Origin of the sequence: Bacillus sp. 105MF, from assembly GCF_000374885.1 — a bacterium.
Classification (GTDB): Bacteria; Bacillota; Bacilli; order Bacillales; family Bacillaceae_G; genus Bacillus_A; species Bacillus_A pseudomycoides.
The window spans coordinates 19,289-38,027 of the sequence record NZ_KB895577.1; the positions used below are offsets into that span (position 1 = coordinate 19,289).

General features: G+C 35.0%; 18 protein-coding genes and 5 pseudogenes. 19 read left to right on the forward strand and 4 right to left on the reverse strand.

The annotated features are described in order from the left end of the window. Window positions 1–26 precede the first annotated feature (26 nt). The 9 genes from C564_RS0117635 (at window position 27) to arsC (ending at window position 5,136) form a co-directional block, all read left to right on the forward strand. Entirely contained in the window at window positions 27–524 is a 498-nt protein-coding gene (locus C564_RS0117635) for a PadR family transcriptional regulator (RefSeq protein ID WP_018766210.1), read from the forward strand. 48 nt (window positions 525–572) lie between these two features. Then, complete coding sequence (locus tag C564_RS0117640) at window positions 573–1,031, forward strand: NUDIX hydrolase (RefSeq protein ID WP_018766211.1); 459 nt, start codon at window positions 573–575, stop codon at window positions 1,029–1,031. 109 nt (window positions 1,032–1,140) lie between these two features. Then, window positions 1,141–1,428 (forward strand): DUF3952 domain-containing protein, encoded by a 288-nt coding sequence (locus tag C564_RS0117645; RefSeq protein ID WP_003207840.1) that lies wholly within the window; start codon window positions 1,141–1,143, stop codon window positions 1,426–1,428. Between the two features lie 72 nt (window positions 1,429–1,500). Continuing rightward, window positions 1,501–1,950, forward strand: a complete 450-nt coding sequence (locus C564_RS32220; protein ID WP_003207838.1) for a hypothetical protein — start codon at window positions 1,501–1,503, stop codon at window positions 1,948–1,950. Between the two features lie 2 nt (window positions 1,951–1,952). Beyond that, window positions 1,953–2,363, forward strand: a complete 411-nt coding sequence (locus C564_RS32225) for a hypothetical protein (RefSeq protein WP_018766212.1) — start codon at window positions 1,953–1,955, stop codon at window positions 2,361–2,363. A 455-nt stretch (window positions 2,364–2,818) separates the two neighbouring features. Beyond that, on the forward strand, window positions 2,819–3,142 hold the full coding sequence (gene arsR / locus C564_RS0117665) for an arsenical resistance operon transcriptional regulator ArsR (protein WP_165774956.1): 324 nt from the start codon (window positions 2,819–2,821) through the stop codon (window positions 3,140–3,142). Between the two features lie 60 nt (window positions 3,143–3,202). Beyond that, window positions 3,203–3,646 carry an ArsI/CadI family heavy metal resistance metalloenzyme gene (locus C564_RS0117670; protein WP_018766215.1) on the forward strand — a complete coding sequence of 148 codons (444 nt, stop codon included), beginning with the start codon at window positions 3,203–3,205 and terminating at the stop codon, window positions 3,644–3,646. Window positions 3,647–3,663: 17 nt separating this feature from the next. Then, the gene (gene arsB, locus C564_RS0117675) at window positions 3,664–4,704 is read left to right on the forward strand and encodes an ACR3 family arsenite efflux transporter (protein ID WP_026008608.1); all 1,041 of its coding nucleotides are present in this window, start codon (window positions 3,664–3,666) and stop codon (window positions 4,702–4,704) included. Window positions 4,705–4,731: 27 nt separating this feature from the next. Further along, window positions 4,732–5,136, forward strand: coding sequence for an arsenate reductase (thioredoxin) (arsC, locus tag C564_RS0117680; RefSeq protein ID WP_018766217.1), 405 nt, complete (start codon window positions 4,732–4,734; stop codon window positions 5,134–5,136). Window positions 5,137–5,243: 107 nt separating this feature from the next. Here the strand turns inward: arsC and C564_RS0117685 are convergent, their stop codons facing one another. Further along, entirely contained in the window at window positions 5,244–5,642 is a 399-nt protein-coding gene (locus C564_RS0117685; protein WP_018766218.1) for a DUF2871 family protein, read from the reverse strand. Between the two features lie 207 nt (window positions 5,643–5,849). Here C564_RS0117685 and C564_RS38220 point away from each other — a divergent pair. Then, window positions 5,850–6,129, forward strand: a pseudogene (locus tag C564_RS38220) (hypothetical protein). Window positions 6,130–6,412: 283 nt separating this feature from the next. Here C564_RS38220 and C564_RS0117695 read toward each other — a convergent pair. Beyond that, window positions 6,413–7,645 carry a cytochrome P450 family protein gene (locus C564_RS0117695; protein WP_003198827.1) on the reverse strand — a complete coding sequence of 411 codons (1,233 nt, stop codon included), beginning with the start codon at window positions 7,643–7,645 and terminating at the stop codon, window positions 6,413–6,415. 603 nt (window positions 7,646–8,248) lie between these two features. Then, complete coding sequence (locus tag C564_RS0117700; RefSeq protein WP_018766220.1) at window positions 8,249–8,461, reverse strand: hypothetical protein; 213 nt, start codon at window positions 8,459–8,461, stop codon at window positions 8,249–8,251. A 1,035-nt stretch (window positions 8,462–9,496) separates the two neighbouring features. Here C564_RS0117700 and C564_RS0117710 point away from each other — a divergent pair. The 6 genes and pseudogenes from C564_RS0117710 to aiiA all read left to right on the forward strand — a co-directional run bounded on the left by C564_RS0117710 (window position 9,497) and on the right by aiiA (window position 15,617). Then, a complete protein-coding gene (locus C564_RS0117710; RefSeq protein ID WP_018766222.1) occupies window positions 9,497–10,348 on the forward strand; it encodes an MBL fold metallo-hydrolase in 852 nt (283 codons plus the stop codon). 805 nt (window positions 10,349–11,153) lie between these two features. Continuing rightward, window positions 11,154–11,690: pseudogene (locus tag C564_RS33580) on the forward strand (hypothetical protein). A gap of 296 nt (window positions 11,691–11,986) precedes the next feature. Beyond that, window positions 11,987–12,916 (forward strand): AAA family ATPase, encoded by a 930-nt coding sequence (locus tag C564_RS0117720; RefSeq protein WP_018766225.1) that lies wholly within the window; start codon window positions 11,987–11,989, stop codon window positions 12,914–12,916. After that, complete coding sequence (locus C564_RS0117725; protein ID WP_018766226.1) at window positions 12,913–14,010, forward strand: DUF58 domain-containing protein; 1,098 nt, start codon at window positions 12,913–12,915, stop codon at window positions 14,008–14,010. The genes C564_RS0117720 and C564_RS0117725 overlap by 4 nt, the downstream gene beginning before the upstream one ends. An 11-nt stretch (window positions 14,011–14,021) precedes the next feature. Then, complete coding sequence (locus tag C564_RS0117730) at window positions 14,022–14,774, forward strand: hypothetical protein (protein ID WP_018766227.1); 753 nt, start codon at window positions 14,022–14,024, stop codon at window positions 14,772–14,774. Between the two features lie 90 nt (window positions 14,775–14,864). Next, on the forward strand, window positions 14,865–15,617 hold the full coding sequence (gene aiiA / locus C564_RS0117735) for a quorum-quenching N-acyl homoserine lactonase AiiA (protein ID WP_018766228.1): 753 nt from the start codon (window positions 14,865–14,867) through the stop codon (window positions 15,615–15,617). Window positions 15,618–16,713: 1,096 nt separating this feature from the next. On the opposite strand, the gene C564_RS0117750 is transcribed toward aiiA, so the two are convergent. Next, window positions 16,714–17,175, reverse strand: coding sequence for a hypothetical protein (locus tag C564_RS0117750; RefSeq protein ID WP_231382330.1), 462 nt, complete (start codon window positions 17,173–17,175; stop codon window positions 16,714–16,716). 294 nt (window positions 17,176–17,469) lie between these two features. On the opposite strand from C564_RS0117750, the pseudogene C564_RS34960 reads away from it, so the two are divergent. The 3 pseudogenes from C564_RS34960 to C564_RS34970 form a co-directional block, all read left to right on the forward strand. Then, window positions 17,470–17,676, forward strand: a pseudogene (locus C564_RS34960) (short-chain dehydrogenase); the annotation flags it as partial. Next, window positions 17,666–18,145, forward strand: a pseudogene (locus C564_RS32240) (IS4 family transposase); the annotation flags it as partial. The pseudogenes C564_RS34960 and C564_RS32240, both read left to right, overlap by 11 nt. Window positions 18,146–18,529: 384 nt before the next feature. Further along, window positions 18,530–18,685, forward strand: a pseudogene (locus C564_RS34970) (IS66 family transposase); the annotation flags it as partial. Window positions 18,686–18,739 lie beyond the last annotated feature (54 nt).

The following is an 18,739-nucleotide window of genomic DNA, read 5'->3' on the forward strand; positions in this document are numbered from 1 at the left end:
GCTTGAGAAATAATAGGGGGATTTATATGTATGTTGATATTCTATTACTAGCTGAACTAACATCTGGACCAAAATACGGATATGAAATCAAGAAAAATATTCAAAATCGTCTGGGAGAAAATTTTGAATTAAATCATAACATGCTTTATCCTGCCCTCCGTCGCTTTGAAGATATGGGTGGTATAACAAAAAAAGTCCATCAACAAATAGGGAAACCAAATCGTAACATCTATGAGCTAACTCTTATAGGAGAAGAACTTTTATATGAAATGATCCGAGAATTTCCTGAAAAAATTGCTGCTAATAATGCAGAATTTCTTGTACGTATTTCTTTATTTGAGAAACTTGATTATGAAGCTAGAAAAGAAATATTAACAATACGTTGTGATATCTTAAATAAGCAACTAATATCTATAAAATCATTAAATGTAGTATCTCCTTTTCCTTCTGAAGTGGTGCAATATAGTAAATCACGGATTGAACATGAGTTAGAATGGATTATGTCTCTCATGAAAAAAATATGAATAATAACAATTACTTAGTAAGAATAAATTTTCATGGGGTACAGTAGAATGATTAGGCAAGCTGTAGGTGCAATCGTATTCCAACATAATGAGTTTTTATTGGTACATAAGGTGAAAATTAGCAATATAGCAGAAGAACATACTATGTTAAAGGGTGAATGGGACTTTCCAAAAGGAGGAGTAAAACATTCAGATGATGACTTAGCAAGTGCTATTTTGAGAGAACTTGAAGAGGAAACTGGTTCCAAAGAGTTTAGGGTTATTAAACAATTCAAAGACAAGATTTGTTTTGTTTTCCCTAAAGAAATCCAATCGAATCTCGGATATGAAAAACAAGAAACCACTATGTTTTATGTAGAATATATAGGTGATAGAACAGATTTACATCCAAAAGATAATGAAATAAGTCATGTGGAATTCTTTGAAACACCTAATTTATTGGGGGTTTTAAATCATGATGATACAAAGGGGTTTTTTGAAAGGATACTTTTAAAGAATTTTCAATAATCCTTAATTATTTGTGTCGCGCGTTCATCAAGTTGGGACTTTTATGTCGCAGAGTAAAAGGAAACATAACTAAACTTAAAATGCCAAGAGTAACGAACGAGGTGACTGTATGAAAAAAAGAGTAAAAATGGGTTTCATAAGTGTATTACTAGGAACATGTTTAACACTTACAGGATGTAAAGTTGCGTATAAGGATATTGTCAAAGCACTGGATGAAGGTGATATGAAGACTGTCATGGCTACAAGTGATGATGGGTATGCTTATGTGTCAGTGGGTGTTTATAGAATTCTAGAGTATCCGAAGGTGGAAGAGAAAAGGGATGAAGCAAGAATAGATCAGGTCACGGAAGGAACTTTTTCGATAAGGGATTGTTCGTTTTATGGTGTAACTTCATAGTCTAAGAGTACGTACACAATACATTACTCTGGAGAAAATATAAGGGGTACAACGGATAAAAAAGAAGAAGATGTGTATACAACAAACATAAGTTATTCCAATAAGAACATTCAGTTTTCTACACCTAATGTAGATGCATCTTTAGTTACTTTCTTTTTTACAGATTTAAAAGGGCTTGCGAAAGTTACACCTGAAGATACAAGAAGAGGACTCGATGAGCCTGTACTGGTTAGGTTTAAGTTTAATAAACAACAATTTGATAAAATTGTAAAACCAAAACTACACTTGGATTATGATGAATTTATATCAGCAGAACTAGAAATGAAGCTAAATTCACCTAATGAGCCTAATAGAATTGTGGATATGGATTTGGATATCAATTATAAAAAGAAAGTTCAGGATCAGTTGTTATCCTATCGAGAAAATTACACTGTAAGCTTTTCACCTAAACAATATAATGATAAAGATGGAAAAAAGGAGTATTTAGACTCTAAAAATAAATTTAATGAGGGGAGAGAGTAGGAATGACTAAAATCCGTTCTGATGTAGGGAAACTGGAGTTAGCCAGCGAGGGTGTTTATGATCATAAAAAGAAGGATGTTACTAAGATTAGTACAGAAGAAGGACAGTTAAAATTAGCAGGTACAGGAATTTATGCCTATGATGAGGGGAAGATGTCTAAAGAAGAATTATTAAGTCAGTATAATGCTAAAGAACTAACTGTTGGTGTTAGCAGGCCCAGCAATCCAGAAATGGGTTTTGGCGCTTATGCTTTGCAAGATGATACTACAGGAGAAATAGTCATCTCCTTTGTTGGGACACAGCCGTCCAAAGATTATGGTGCTGACATAGGAACGGATGGTGTACTAGGTCTATATAACGCGTTTCATCTCAATTTAACCCCAGATCAAGTAGAACAGGTCAATAAATTTTAGGAACAAGTAAGAAAAGATCACCCAGACGTTAAATTTACCATAATTGGTCATTCATTGGGTGGCAAAAAAAGCAACTTTATCAATCTATGTATTGAGACGGAATATGTTGTTCTTTAACTTTGTAATATAGGAAAATGAAACAAATAATATATGTTAATCTTTGTAAAGAGAAGTAATGAAAAATAAATGTTAATACCCTCCTATAGGTATTAACATGAAGCAATTGAGGTGTTCTTTTTGATGTATTATAACCGTATTTCTATCATGGCCCTCCAGTTCCGTAGTGAAAGAAAGCTCTAAATATCTGAGATTTTCTAAGTTAAAGGAGGGCATTGAAACCTCCTTTAACTTTAAGAATGGTAAATAGGAACGCAACTAATAAATCAATTTTATTTGATTTATTAGTTGCATTTATAATAAAGCGGTGCATATAATATAAATATCAAAAAAAATTGATGAAAGGAGTGAAGCGTGTGAAAGAAAACTTCGGACAGTTTGAAAAGAAATTTAAAGCTCTTGCAGATCAAAAAAGGTTAGAAATTATGTATGAGCTGTGCCAGCGTGGACAAACATGTGTGTGCGATTTAACTGAGGTATTTGGAATTTCACAATCTAAACTTTCTTACCATTTAAAAATATTACTTGATGCGAATTTAATTGTAAAAGAAACAAAGGGAACATGGAGCTATTATGATTTAAATGATGAAGAAGTAAATAACTTGTTATCTGAAGAACTGTGTTGTGTGTTCCGAAAAACTGGCAGAGGAAGTTGCTGCTAAGTTTTTTGTGCTACATAAATCAGAAAAAGTTGATTAATAAAATTGAGGGAGGAATAGGATATGCAATATGTACATGTTGGGATAAATGTGACGAATTTGAAAAAGTCAATCGAGTTTTACAGCAAGGTATTTGGCGTAACACCAGTGAAAGTAAGAGAGGATTATGCAAAGTTTCTATTAGAAAATCCGGGATTAAACTTTACTTTAAATGTAAGAAATGAAGTAAAGGGAAACCAGGTAAATCATTTTGGTTTTCAAGTAGAAAATCAAGAAGAAATCATCTTGCATAAAGAACGTTTAGAAAAAGAAGGGTTCTTTGCTCGTGAGGAAATGAATACGACTTGTTGCTATGCTGTGCAAGATAAGTTTTGGGTGACGGACCCTGACGGGAATGAATGGGAGTTTTTCTATACGAAGGCTGATAGTGAAATTCATAAAGTAGAAACGTCTAGTTGTTGTGTAAGTTCTGATGAAAAGAGTATAAATTCAACTTCGTGTTGTTAAAACAAAAAGGAGAAAAAATGAAACGGTTATCATTTTTAGATCGGTATTTAACCCTTTGGATTTTTGTGGCGATGGTAGTGGGAATTGCAATAGGGTATTTATCACCTGGGTTTGTGGATGGAATGAATCGTTTACAGGTGGGAACGACCTCGATTCCACTTGCAATTGGATTGATTTTAATGATGTATCCGCCGCTTGCAAAAGTTCGTTATGAAGAGATGGGGCGCGTTTTTACAGATGTAAAAGTCCTCATATTATCACTCGTACAAAACTGGATTATCGGGCCAATTCTTATGTTTGCTTTAGCTATTATATTTTTACAGGATAAGCCAGAATATATGGTAGGACTCATCATGATCGGCTTAGCTCGTTGCATTGCAATGGTTATCGTTTGGAATGACTTAGCAAAAGGTGATACAGAGTATGCAGCAGGATTAGTAGCATTTAACTCAGTATTCCAAATGTTATTTTTCTCAGTGTATGCGTATGTGTTTGTGACAGTCATTCCAGAATGGCTAGGAATTGAAGGGGCTGTTGTAGACATTACAATGGTAGAGGTTGCAAAGTCAGTCTTTATTTACTTAGGAATTCCGTTCATTGCTGGCATGTTAACACGCTTGATCTTTATAAAAGAAAAAGGTCGAGATTGGTATGAAAAAGTATTGATTCCAAAGATTAGTCCAGTTACCTTAGTCGCATTACTATTTACAATCATTGTGATGTTCTCATTAAAGGGAGAAGTGATTGTTAGCGTACCACTTGATGTTGTACGTATTGCGATTCCATTACTCATTTATTTTGTATTGATGTTCTTTGTTTCTTTCTTTATGGGCAAGAAGATTGGTGCAAGTTATGGGGTAACAACAACATTAGCTTTTACAGCTGGAAGTAATAACTTTGAGCTAGCAATCGCTGTAGCGGTAGGGGTATTTGGAATTCAATCTGGAGCAGCATTCGCGGCAGTTATTGGGCCTTTAGTTGAGGTGCCCGTTATGATAGCACTTGTAAATGTAGCACTATGGTTTCAGCGTAAATATTTTCAAACAGAACCGAAATAAACATTTATAATAAAAGGTGGAATTCACATGGGAAACAAAAAAACAATTTACTTCTTATGCACAGGAAACTCTTGTCGCAGCCAAATTGCAGAAGGGTTTGGAAAGAAATATTTAGGTGACAAATGGAATATATATTCTGCAGGAATTGAAGCGCATGGTGTGAATCCAAATGCGATTAAAGCAATGAAAGAAGTAGAAATCGATATTACGAATCAAACATCTGATATGATTGATCGCGACATTTTAAATAAAGCAGATCTTGTTGTTACGCTTTGTGACCATGCAAATGATGTATGTCCGACTACACCTTCTCATGTAAAACGCGTTCACTGGGGATTTGATGACCCAGCGGGTGAAGAGTGGTCTGTATTCCAACGTGTTCGTGATGAGATTGGTGAACGCATTAAGAAGTTTGCTGAAACAGGAGAATAATCAATATCGTATCAGTATAGAAAAGAGGCTGCTCTAAAAGGTTGTTTTTAAAGACATTTTCGAGTAGCCTCTTTCTATTTTTACTTTTGCTGAAGCTTTATTACACACTACAGTTTATATGATTTTTTTAATAGAATCATAAACCAAACAAGACTGAAACCAATGATAGAATGAGAGATTCCGACTATATAAGCTAATCCTTTGAAATCAGCTCCATTTAGCTGAAGAAGTCCACGAGTTGCCAGTGAAGAAAGTGTTAAAATTAATCCAATATTATGGACGATGAACCACATATTAAAACCCTTCACTTTATGAAATGCAAATGATTTTGCTAATGCTAGGGCAATTAAGAAAAATAAAAATCCAAGTACGAGCGTATGTGTGTGTAAAAGGTTCAGCAGAGTGGACCCTAGAATGCCCTTTGATTTTGCATATTCTCTAGCGAATACACCAGATAATAAACCGATAACTAAATATACGAACGATGCAAAATATAATTTTTTCATTATATACCTCCTGATGCAAACTCTGTAATGTTGGTTTTTGATTCGTAAATTTCTATTGTATTTTCAAATCATGGTAGTTACATAACCAAGACTCCTAGTTTTCCAGGAGTCTTGGTATAACAGGTTTAAAATTATTTTATCATAATTATAGGGTATTCGATTATATAAAATAATCGAACTTTATGTGAACAAAGAGAGATTGTCAGAATCGTATTTAAAAGTGATGAATCCGAACTATTAGAGCAATTCGAAAGTGAACCAGAAGACTTTTTGATTGAAGGTGCAGGCGTGTATCTGGATCATAAAATGGATCACTTAGGATTTAAATTAATAATGATTATGTCAATTTATGAAAATACAGTTGAATTAAGTCTTTCTTATAATGAAGGATACGTGTTTGATGTTAATATGGAGTTTGTGGAAAGAGAAAAGGGCTATTGATGTAAGATTTAAACAACATTTTGCAATCAATATCAGAGAATATTAAAAAGCAATATACACTGTAAACTAGGAAGGTACTCTATAAATGACAGAGAAGGAATTTCCTTATTGTACTTTAACGTAATAGGGGAAAGCCTTGGACTCTTTAGGAGGTATAATTCAGTTTTTTTAATCTTCTGGTTTTGGTAACTTTAACATTTTCTCGAAATTCATCACCCACTTCTAAACGTGAAGGCGTGATAGCCCAATGAAAGTAGGTGATGAAATTTTGTTAGGCAAAGCCGAAGCCTATTTTTTAAGTGATTTTGGTCATTATGGGCAGAAAAGGGTTAGAAAACTACTGGTAGAGTTGCAAGAGAACGGAATTTACTATAATTATAAACCAGTTGTTCGGGTTTAGTTGCTAGGCGCAGATTAGGTAGACGTTGCAGCAATGTGCCAAATGCAATCTGTCCTTCCAAGCGTGCTAATGGAGCACCCAAACAGCGATGGATACCATTGCCGAAAGCTAGATGATCATTTTCCTCACGTGTAATATCTAATGCTTCGGGATTAGAGAATTTTTGCGGATCAATGTTGGCAGCTGCTAGGGAAAACAGAACCATTTCGCCTTTGTGGATTATTTTTCCATGCATTGTGATATCTTCACCTGCAAAACGGTTACCAATCATGATCGGTCCAGCATAGCGCAACAGCTCGTCGACAGCAGAGGAAAGCATGGAAGGATTGTCCCGTAGCAGATCCATTTGTTCGGGATGTTGCAGTAACGCCAGTACGCCATTACCGATGAGATTAACTGTTGTCTCATGTCCAGCAATAATGAGAAGCCAAATCGTCGAAAGAAGCTCGTTCTTACTCAACTTGTCTTCTTTCTCTTGTGCTTGGACCAGAGCGCTCATCAGATCATCGCTAGGATTTACGCGCTTTTCCGCCAGTAATGTTTCGATGTAATGAATAAACTTTTCGAGTGTTGCAGTAACTGCAGCCCCCTGACGAGGATCCATAGCAGCGTTCATGAGCTTATGTGTCCAGTCACGAAATTGGTTTCGATCAGTAACGGGGATTCCAAGCATCTCTGAAATAACAATAATGGGCAGAGGGTAGGCAAAATCTGCAATAATATCCATTTTTCCTTTTTCCTTCACAGCATCCAACAATTCGTCGGCAATCTGCTGAATACGGGGATGAAGATTCTCGATTATACGCGGAGTAAAGGCTTTAGAGACCAACCGGCGTAAGCGGGTATGATCAGGCGGATCGACCGTAAGCATATTCGGCATATTCATCATCCATTCAAACAGCTTGCTCACAGATGTATTTTCCTCAATGAATTCCTGTTTATCTTGGGGCGGTTCGAATTTTCGTAAATCTTTGAGAAAACGCGGATCTTTCAATATGGTAACAACATCGTCATAGCGTAATGCGATCCATGCTCCTCCCATACCGTAAAAGTCATCCAGACGAAAGAGGGGCTCTTGTTGTTCGAAGAAAGGTTTATAGTACACAATGGGATCGCGCATAGTTTCCGGTGAGTTTAAATCGCCAAGAGTAATTTTTTTCATTCGTTTGCTCCTTTCATTATAACTGGTGAGTGAAATGGCTTATACATCCTCTTTACTGGACAATTCCAAAATGGATCATGCTACAAAGAACATTCATCCGATCGAACAAGTTTTGAGCATACTCGTCATCAATAGTGACCTTCTCTACAAACTTCTTTTCGAAATGTGCCAATCTAAACTGGAGTAGCTCACAATTCTTTTACGGTCAACTCCTTCTTGAAGTAGATTTTTTTAAATAACTATTTGGGTACCTGATTATTAGAAGTAATCGCATGACGATATTTCTCTTCAGGAGGAAAGACAGGAATTTCTTCTTTTTTACTCAATCTTAAATGGATTGTTCCACATCACCATCAAGCTAGCAAACACAAATTGGACAGTTCCTTCAACTGATGAAACAGAAGGGAATTTAAATGTTGCGAAATGATTGATATGCCTAAAGGATGCAATGCAATTCCTATACATGAATGTATTTTGCAAGAAACATATCTGAAATGTAGGTTGTATGTAAAATAGGATGGGAACTTCTTACCTAAAGTTAGTTAAAGAAAGGCTGGTAAAAGACCAGCCTTTCTTATATACGCATTTAAACAATTTTGTTTATTAACAACATTTCTCTTTCATTGCTTTCATCATAGACATAGTAGAATTCATCATTGCATCACATTCTTGCATTTTATTCATCATAGCTTTATCCATTTCTACATCCATTTGCATCATATTGTTCATCATCATTTTCATACATTTCATTTCACACATCATCTTTTCCATAGATATCATCATGTTTGTTGTTCCTACCATCATTGTTTTTTCCATTTTAACATCCTCCTGAAATTTTTATATCTTGCAAATATAGAAATTCGTTTTTATTTTACAAATACCTCCAGATGTTAGTGGTGGTAAATATTTAGAAAAAATTTTCTTAAAAAGAAGAAAATGAATTTTTAAGAGATAATGTTTAAATTAGAGATAAACGAATTGAGGAAATTGAGAAGAAATTACATGAATTAAAAAGGACAGCTAGCAATAGCTAACTGCTCATCTCCGAGGGGGAGGAGAAAGATTATTGTATCTACATTATTGACGGAATATTGAGGTTTATTGAAAACTGTATCGTTACTTATTAAACAGAACATATTTTTCACGAGATAATTAGAATGAGAATAGTGGCATTTAAAGGGTTAAACAATAATTTCTTTATAGAAGAAGACAACGAGAAGAAAACGAAAAAAGAAAATAAATCGGTAATATCATTTGTATTTTCATTTAATTATGATATTTCATTTCTGGTAATTGGTAATAATGTGACTCTTCATCTATGTAACAGCTTGTATAAAAATATCATATAGGGTAAATTGAAAAACAGGTATATTGACGTTTTTCAAGTTATACATCGTGCCGATGTGTAACAAACGACTGCAAGGAATTAATTCTCGATGAATTCGTTTTTTATAGTAAAACAAGAAATTTTAATATCTTTTTGAATTTCTAGTGAGGGGAACTTTTTTAGTTGATATAGATGCAGAATAAAAATGGAGGAAGGAGATTATATGTTGATAAAAAACGTATAAAGGATATGCAAAATAAAGACTATATTTTGCTAACATAAAATCAAAGTATCACAAAACCTTTCAAAGTTCCTTCAGAAGTACAGAGGGAGCTTTCCATTCACATAATCAGCGTTCTAGGAATAAAACAAATTCCCTAAAAAGTCTTTCTATCTACCTCTGTATGTAAAATTATATTTGTTCTTTAAGTGAAGAGCTTGTTCGTAATTAAGACATTATAGAGAATGCAACTATTTTATCTATAAAAAGGCATAATAAAAAAATCAGCAAGGGGAACAAAAAATTGCAGAAACTAAAGAGAATATCTAATCGAGTTTTATACTTACCACCGTATCAAGAAACAGATCGTCCTATTCTAGCTGCTGTTAAAGGGGAAGAAAAGACACTATTAATTGATGCTGGAAATTCTTCGAAACATGCTAGATTATTTTTGGAACAATTAGATACATATGATATTAAAGGAGAATGGCTTATACTTACACATTCCGACTGGGATCATATATTTGGAATGTATGAGATGCAAATGCCAATTATTTCTCATTATAAAACTTATAACAAAATTAAACAGTTACAGAATTTATCGTGGGAAGATAAATATTTAGACCAACGTGTTAAAGAGGGTCTGGAAATTCCATTTTGTGCGGATGCAATAAAGAAAGAGCTAGGAAATCAGAGGGAGATTATCCTCCCATTACCTGATATTACATTCGATAAGAAAATGACTTTGAATCTAGGTGGGGTGACGTGTGCAATTGAACATGTAGGTGGAGATCACGCTGATGATTCTACTGTCATTTATATTCAGGAAGAAAAAGTTCTTTTTCTAGGAGATTGTATGTATGCAAATCTCTACTCAAAGAAGTGGAGTTATACGATAGAGAATACACTCCAGTTAATTGAACAAATTGAGAAATACGATGCGGAAATTTTTGTTTTATCCCATCATGAAGCTCCATTAACTAAAGAAGAGTTTCAATTAGAACTTAAATTCTTAAAAACTACAGCATTGCTTACAAAAAAGTATGAAGGAAGCTCAGGGGCAATAGTTAAAGAAATGTCTAAGTCTTTACAGAGAAGTTTAACTGAAGATGAAATTGAGACCATCACTTTTTTTGTTAATGGATTTTCGGAATAACAAAGTTAATAATGTTTCAAGAGGGGAACTATAGATTAGTACCTATTTTTATATTGCTGTATTAAATTGGGGATTTAAGGTGAATCGAAATGTTATAAAGTAAAATATGTTTACCATCATACGTAAATTTAAAGTTATCAGGCTTAAGTGCGAAAAGAAGTAAGTACTATGCTGCTAGGGGATGCATATCAGTGTTATGAACGCTGGTATTGCAGCCCTTTTTTGTTCTGCTAAATTATAGATAAGTGTTCTCTGTCCTAGCCGTTGTTTTTACCGCTCATCCCGGGATGAAGTACAGAATACTGAGGTCAATACGTTTATAATTACGTTTAAATAAACAAGGCTTGCCCTAAGGTTTATTCTTATTTTTTTGCTTCTGTTCGCCTTCTTCGATTTACAAAGCCTTTGGAGGAATTTCCGGTCTTATCTATTCAAGATGCTTGGCATTACAAATATGTAGAAGGATGCGAAGTTAGAGAGGATAATGGAATAAATCTGTAAAATTAAACCGCCTATAATGGGCGGTCAATTTTTTATGTATTAATCAATTTCATGGGAAGCTTCTAAAGGAGGGAAACCTAGATAAGAAGCTTACTATGTGAATTTGAAATAAAGTCATACCGTTTATAAAAAAGTATCGCAAACCATTTAAAAGCCCCTTTAGAAGTACTTAAGGGAATTTTCATTGACATAATCAGCGTTCTAGGAATAAAAACAAATTTCCTAATAAGTCTTCCTTTCTATCTATCTTTTAAAGTAAAATTATTCCTGTATTTTAATTTTTTGGATAGAGAAAGGGAGTTCTATGAAATCTTTAATAAAAGTAACATGTACAGCATTTTTACTTACAATCTTAATGGCAGCTTGTAGTGAACAAACTACAACAAAGCAAGAAGTAACTACTCAATCAAAGAAATCATAAAAAGTGTCTGAAGAGAACAGAATGGAGAAGGATGCACTACGATATGGAGAAATTGCAAAAGGTGGATACTACAGAGCAACAGTTGAAAATGCAAAATATGAAAAAGTAGATGGAATAGGGCGCATTGTAGCTCGTGTTACGATCAATAATGCTCGGGCCGATGAAAAAGCAATTGATCTTTCAGAAATACAGTATTTTGTTAAAGATGAAAAGACGGGAAAAAAATATGAAGGTCAAGTTATGCCTATATACGAAGAGAAATTCAAAAGTGTGCCAGTTGACTACTCTTTAACTTTTGACGTTTCATTTAAGACGGAAAATCCACCAAAAGATTTCAATAATATGTATCTATATATGGATAGTAAGCTTGATCCATTTGGAGATATCCATTGGAAGCTTGATAATCTAGTATCTAAATGAAAAGATGTCTAATTTAGGCATCTTTTCTTGTTTAGTGAGTTGTCTATACCATTTATTTTTTATTTGTATACTCTTATATGATAGCAAGTTATCGTGTTGTAAATAGATGTAGTATTTTTATAGCATTGAGAAGTTTTAGTCCTTTGCTTCTTTGGTTATATTCATGACACTTACCATTCATTCGGTAGAGTTTATGCTGCAGTTCTTTTGAAGAAAACTCTCGTTTTCCAGTTTATAGAAAAAGATTATCGTGTTAAAATATCAGAAAAGTCAAAAAATAAAGGTGGATAAGAAGTATGTCTATATTAGAGAAAATTAAAGAAAATGTTTCGAAGGTCATTGTAGGAAAGGAAGAAGTAATTGATTTAGCAATGATTGCCCTAGTCGCAAACGGACATGTCCTATTAGAAGACGTACCAGGGACAGGGAAAACAACATTAGCCAAAACACTTGCGAAGAGTATTGATGGAGCTTTTCAACGTATTCAGTTTACGTCTGATACATTGCCTGGTGATGTAGTGGGATTAGAGTATTTTGATATGAAAGAAAGTGATTTTAAAACGAGAAAGGGGCCTATTTTTGCGAATCTTGTATTAGTAGATGAAATTAATAGGGCAGTTCCGCGCACGCAATCTGCATTGTTAGAAGTAATGGAGGAACGAACCGTAACAATTGCAGGCGTAACGCATGTTTTACCAAAACCGTTTATTGTATTGGCGACGCAAAATCCTTTAGAGTCGGCAGGAACTTTTACACTTCCAGATGCGCAGTTGGATCGTTTTTTATTAACCATTCGTCAAGGGTATCCAAATCGGAAATATGAGAAGGAAATGTTAAAACGATTTAAAGAAAATAATCCATTTAACGACCTGCAAAGTGTTGTAACTCTCTCTGACATATTGGAGTTACAAGAGCAATCGAAAAAGATTCATATGCACGATGAGGTGGAAGAATACTTGCTTGATATTGTAGAAGCGACGCGAAATCATGATTTAGTAGAAATTGGGGTAAGTCCGCGTGGGTCTTTAGCTTTTATGAGAGCGGCGCAGGCAAGGGCGTTATTAAAGGGGCGGGACTATGTAACTCCTGATGATTTGAAAGCTTTGGCAGCTCCGGTTTGTGCCCACCGGTTAACGTTAACAATTGAAGGGGATATGAAAACAACAAAAGTAGATGTACTGCAAGGAATTTTAGAAAAACTTGCAGTGCCAGTGGAAAGCGTATGAATGAGATTATAAAAAGGAAACATCCGTTGTTAGAGCCACTCTTTATAGGGGGAATCGGTGTTATTTGTCTCATACTCGTCGTGTTTACCAATCAATTCTTTATTGTGGCGATCCTTTTATTTTATTTGTTGTTAGTCGGATTTTTGTACTTATATATGAAAGCAATCATGAGAGTGAAATGGGACATCTCTCAAAATCAAAAGAGACTATTTATGAACGAAAGAGGGGAATGTGTAGTACAAATTATAAATGAGGCACGTTTTCCAATTTTTAAAGCAGCTCTTCAGTTTCGTTCTAATGAACAAATAGAGTGGGAAACGGATCAGAAGATGCAGCGTTCGCATCACTCTTATCACATTCCTCTCCAAATAGAAGGAAGAGATATGATAACTATTACGTTAGGGGGGAATGCAAATGAAAGAGGGAGGCAAGGATGGCAAGCTGCAGAACTTATGATATCAGATCCATTCGGCCTTTTAACTTATTACTTGCCTATTGAACAAAAGAAACTCCCTGAATTTCATATTCTTCCGCAAATGTCTAAAGTAACGATACCGGAAATGACAACATGGAAACACGGATTTCGCAGAGCAGCTGTTTCTCCGTTATATGATGAAACGAAAATAGTAGGCGTGAAAGAATATGAGGGAGAATCGTTTCGCTCGATTCATTGGGGAGCGACTGCGAAAACTGGGGTAATAAGTGCAAAAAAGTATGAATATACACAAGGCGATCGTTATGCGCTATATGTAAATGTATTAGGGCAAACAGGATATACGCTTCGTACGGATATGGAATATTTAATCCAAGTCGCGGCGGGGGTATGCCGGGAGTTAATTTCACAAGACTGCTCGTTCGAATTATGGATAAATGGAGTACGGGAACAAGGTGTCATTCATCTAAAAGGAGGAAAGCACCGAAAACAACTTTATAAAGCAATGGATCTTTTATCCTCGTTAACCGAAAAGGATACGCCGCTGAATACACATTTCTTTTATCAAACAGGATTCCGAAGACAAGAAGCAGGGTGTATCCCATTAATTATTGGATATCCACCTGAAAAACAAAAAGGGTGGATACAAATTGTGAAGTAAAGGGAGGAAGGGTGAATACATTGAAATGGAGATCACGTGTTATATTTTGTTTCCTAGCTATTGGTCTTTGCTTTATATTAGCGATTGGAATAACGAAAGGCGCTTTTTTCGCAAAGGAACAGGTAATAGATTCTTCTCAATCAAAGGTAGGAGAGGGTGGTGAACCGCTAACACCAAGAAAATGGAAATCCATAGGAGAAGGAACGCCGATGGAACCAGGGGAGGATTCAGGAGTATTATATGAAATTGAAGATCCACCAGATTTTAATAAAGATGGATATTATAAGAAAGGGGATTTCAAAGGAATTCCTCGAGATAGAAAGGTGCCAATTGGCGGCGAAGAGTTTCTAGGAGTTAGCACTGAAAATATATTTATACAAATTGGCATCCTTTTCTTAGTAATATTAATCGTATTTTTCATCTTTCGTCGTATGCGGAATAAGAAGCAGGCAATTCATCATATCGATTTGAAACAAAAAGAAATACGAAAAGTTGAGGGGAATGCAGAACAAGAAGAGCAAGATAGCTTAATACTTCCAATAGAAGAAGTAAGAGCAATGCTAATCAAATGGGAACTAACATTACTGAAGTTTGAAAAGAGAAGATTACAAGAGACGGTTCAACAATGGTTTTCTCGTATTCATAAGAACAATGATATTATTCCAATTTATGAGAAAGTTAGATATGGGGAAGAAAGTGTTTCAAATGAAGAATTACAGATGATGCGGAGATGGATAAGTGAACATGTAAAGAAAAGTTTATAGTGAAAAAAGAGATAGAAGGAGAAAGTTTGCTATTAGCGGAAGTATTACTGTATTGTTTCATCCAAACTGATATGAGAAGGTGGATATAGAATGACCGTTAAAAAACTTTACTTTTTACCAGCTGGCCGCTGTATGTTGGATCATTCTTCTGTTAATAGTACGCTTACTCCTGGTAAACTGTTGAATTTGCCAGTATGGTGCTATCTTTTGGAAACGACAGAAGGTCCAATTTTAATAGATACAGGGATGCCAGAAAGCGCAGTAGATAATGAAGATCTTTTTAAGGGAACGTTTGTTGAAGGGCAGATTCTTCCGAAAATGAAACCGGATGATAGAATCGTAAATATTTTAAAACGAGTGGGTTATGCGCCAGAAGATCTTCTCTGTGTTATTAGCTCTCATTTGCATTTTGACCATGCTGGGGGGAATGGGAGCTTCAGCCATGCACCCATTATTGTGCAACGAACTGAACATGATGCGGCTTTACATAGAGAAGAATATTTAAAGGAATGCATATTACCAGATTTGAACTATCAAATGATTGAGGGAGATTATGAAGTAATGCCTGGTGTTCAGTTGCTCTATACACCAGGGCATTCCCCGGGTCATCAATCAATACTCGTTAAAACGGAAAAGTCAGGTTCTGTTTTATTAACAATTGATGCATCTTACACACAGCAAAACTTTGAGCAGGGTGTCCCGTTCGCAGGATTTGATTCAGAAATGGCCTCCCAATCTATTAACCGATTAAAAGAAATTGTTTTGGATGAAAAACCTATCGTTTTCTTTGGGCATGATATGGAACAAGAGAAAAGGTGTAAAACATTTCCTGAATTTTTATAATGTACTCATTTTATGGAAATAAAACATAATATAACTACACCTTTTTATCATACGGATTTATGGAGATATGATTTTCTAATAAAATTTAAAAAGGTGGAAGGTATGAGGGAACTCATAATGCTGTTTAGTGTAATGATATGTTTTTTGGCGTTAAGTGGGTGTGATCGCATATTCATATGCTGGAGAAAGTAAGCATTAGAAAGGAAAATATGTTATCTCACAGACGGATGATAGCGAATTTGGAGAAGGTTCAATTACTTATAAAGGAAAAGATAGGGAAAACATCAATGAAGCAAAATGGAAAGTTGAGAATAGTAGTGGCAAACAAGAAGGAACGGGATTTATTGATAGAGGCATAATTCAATTGAAATCATCATGTTCAGGTTGTGCAGTACAGGATAAGGAAGAAGCATTTCTTGTCACAATTGAATGGGGTGGAAAGAAAGAGGCATTTGAAATGAAATACAAGTAAGTGTGATTGTTGGGCTAAATGAAAATATATTGGTTGTGAACTACCCGCCACTTAAATTCTAACGAACTTTGAAGTGGGGGGCTTCTCAGTTCCACGACGAAAGTAACCTTTCGTCTCCCTGAGCGTTACTTCGGGTTATTCCACCCCTAGATGTCCAACGCTTGGACGTTCTTTTTTACGGTTGATATTTTACGCAGGAACCGAACGGCTTGGTTTTCGCACTTTGTTTTCTTCCTGCAACCTTATATATCAAGTTATCAAAGAACTTCATGTGTCTAGTTTATCAAAAATCTTTTGGCTATGCCAAACCGAAATTCATCTCCCACCTAGCGTTGGGCTATCACCCTACACACGCTTGAGGAAGGAGAATTCTTTCGGATAGAGTGTTAAAAAATGAGCGGTGAAATAAAAGGCTTAGGATGGTGGATAGAATAGAATAAAAAAGAACCTTAAATTTGGGTAGATGAAAAAATTTAAGGTCCTTTTCTCTGTTAGCGAGGGTATTATTTTGTTTCTGCTTTAGGTTGGGTAAAAAAGAAGATAAAAATAATTAAAGGAAGAGCGAGCAGAAAGACCCCATTCTTAGATGGTTGAATAGTAGGAATATCGGTTAAAGCCATGTTATCATTCCTTTGTAAGTGTTTTTAATAAGCTTGGATTCACATGAAAATGTTTGGACACAACCTTTTGAAAGAAAGTATAATCTCGTTTTAAGTAAGGGAGAGAAGGTTCAAGTTTAGGAACACCGAAAATGGGCCCACTAACATTAATGGTAAATCTGCCAGGTGCAATAAAGCTACCCGTAACACCAATTTCATCATTGAGTAATAATACGGCGAGGATAACGTCTATTATATCAATAATCACATTCGTAGTTTGTTTTTCGAATTTACCTTCTAATCGACTTTCACCTGTTAATGGTCCTCCTAATGAAACGCGAAACCCTCCTGGTGTCACAAAAACTCCTATAATGGTGATTTGTCCCGTTAACAATAGTGCGACTGTCACAATATTGAGATCGCGTTGGATAGACCGTATGACTTGTATATCTTTTGTAATTTCGATATTTTTTTCCAATATTGTCACACCCTCTAGATACATATTATTCTGAGCCATGTTGAATGTGAGTAAGGATAAGGATGAAATATAGGAATTTATGTAGTAGTGGAATCAAATGTAACAATAAGTATTAGCGGATATCAAGGATGAATTTTTTTCAATGTTTGCTAATGCTTGTTGGTTGATGTTTCTTGATTACTGTACAGATGGATCGGGCTTTAACAAATTGTTTTTGTAACGAATCAATAAACCACTCTAGTGGTTGCTTGTCTTTATAATAATTATAATTAAGAAGCATAGTTATTTCGAAGGGGTGGTAGGATGAGTGAGAACTTTATTATATTTGGAGCAAGCCAAGGATTGGGCGATGCATTTGTAAAAGGCTTACCTACCAAGGGAGATACGGTATAGGTGGTGTCACGCACACGACCCAGTAGTTTAGATATAAATGATGGTGTAAATCGTAAATGGCTCACAATTGATTTATCCAGTCAACAACAAATTCCTTCTTTAAAAGAAACGTTTAAATGCTAAAGTAGTTTTGTTTTTAAAACATATTTTTTCTTTACTATTACAACAAAAAGTATGTGAACAAATACAAATTTCTAACCATCTCTTCTCTTATTTTGGGCGAATCCGTATCCTAGATGCCACCGTATTTCAAGTACCAAATGCTTTAGAGAATGTATCTCCAGGCTCTGGAGGATGTGCCCAAACAGCCGGAATCAAAATTCAATTAGAATATGATCTGCACAGTGGGAAATTTCTTAACTTTCAAGTTGGACCTGGAAAAAATAATGACAAAACATTTGGTACGGAATGCTTAGATACCTTACGACCAGGAGATTTATGTATTCGTGATTTGGGTTATTTTTCATTGGAGGACTTAGATCAAATGGATCAACGAGGTACATACTATATTTCTCGTTTAAAATTAAATACAAATGTATATGTGAAAAATCCAACCCTAGAATACTTTAAAAATGGTGCAATTAAATATGGAAAGCTAATCGCTATTTTCCTGTGCTCCTCTACTATGTTTAAAATGCGTCCGAGACGCTGTTTAAATTTAACGGTGACAGTATGGGGAGAGAGCATTTATTCTATGCAAATGCTAACATGGAGGCTTATCAGGATAAGGCCTATCTTATCATCTCAGCAATAATACTTGTTTTCTGTGTATATTATTTAATAAAACTGTACAAAAAGAATCCAAAATGGTATTTCATGAGAAGTAACTAGGATTGTTAATTATAGTTTAGGAGACCCCATGATTATCAAGCTAATCTAACGATGTGATTCTAATCCGTAATTACACTCTTTTCTGTTTATACTTTTAGTTTACCAAAAGAACCTTAAATGAAGTTCGTATTTTTATAATTTTTTAACTGGTTTTCAAGGGTATTTACAAGTAGATGGATATAGTGGTTATCATCAAGTACTGGATGTCACCCTTGTGGGATGTTGGGTGTATGCCAGACGGAAGTTTGATGAAGCCTTAAAGGCTTTACCTGATTCACAGAAGGGGGAAAAAGTGAAGTAAACAAAAAAGTAACTCCAAAATCAACTTTTATTGTATATTTTGGAGTTA

What these genes read in the sequence shown, in the direction of transcription:
- arsC (WP_018766217.1), top strand. Translation starts at nt 4,732, where the DNA reads ATGGGAAACAAAAAAACAATTTACTTCTTATGCACAGGAAACTCTTGT.
- C564_RS0117640 (WP_018766211.1), top strand. Translation starts at nt 573, where the DNA reads ATGATTAGGCAAGCTGTAGGTGCAATCGTATTCCAACATAATGAGTTT.
- C564_RS0117700 (WP_018766220.1), bottom strand. Translation starts at nt 8,461, where the DNA reads ATGGAAAAAACAATGATGGTAGGAACAACAAACATGATGATATCTATG.
- C564_RS32225 (WP_018766212.1), top strand. Translation starts at nt 1,953, where the DNA reads ATGACTAAAATCCGTTCTGATGTAGGGAAACTGGAGTTAGCCAGCGAG.
- C564_RS0117695 (WP_003198827.1), bottom strand. Translation starts at nt 7,645, where the DNA reads ATGAAAAAAATTACTCTTGGCGATTTAAACTCACCGGAAACTATGCGC.
- C564_RS0117645 (WP_003207840.1), top strand. Translation starts at nt 1,141, where the DNA reads ATGAAAAAAAGAGTAAAAATGGGTTTCATAAGTGTATTACTAGGAACA.
- C564_RS0117725 (WP_018766226.1), top strand. Translation starts at nt 12,913, where the DNA reads ATGAATGAGATTATAAAAAGGAAACATCCGTTGTTAGAGCCACTCTTT.
- C564_RS0117685 (WP_018766218.1), bottom strand. Translation starts at nt 5,642, where the DNA reads ATGAAAAAATTATATTTTGCATCGTTCGTATATTTAGTTATCGGTTTA.
- C564_RS0117635 (WP_018766210.1), top strand. Translation starts at nt 27, where the DNA reads ATGTATGTTGATATTCTATTACTAGCTGAACTAACATCTGGACCAAAA.
- C564_RS0117720 (WP_018766225.1), top strand. Translation starts at nt 11,987, where the DNA reads ATGTCTATATTAGAGAAAATTAAAGAAAATGTTTCGAAGGTCATTGTA.
- arsB (WP_026008608.1), top strand. Translation starts at nt 3,664, where the DNA reads ATGAAACGGTTATCATTTTTAGATCGGTATTTAACCCTTTGGATTTTT.
- C564_RS0117670 (WP_018766215.1), top strand. Translation starts at nt 3,203, where the DNA reads ATGCAATATGTACATGTTGGGATAAATGTGACGAATTTGAAAAAGTCA.
- arsR (WP_165774956.1), top strand. Translation starts at nt 2,819, where the DNA reads ATGAAAGGAGTGAAGCGTGTGAAAGAAAACTTCGGACAGTTTGAAAAG.
- aiiA (WP_018766228.1), top strand. Translation starts at nt 14,865, where the DNA reads ATGACCGTTAAAAAACTTTACTTTTTACCAGCTGGCCGCTGTATGTTG.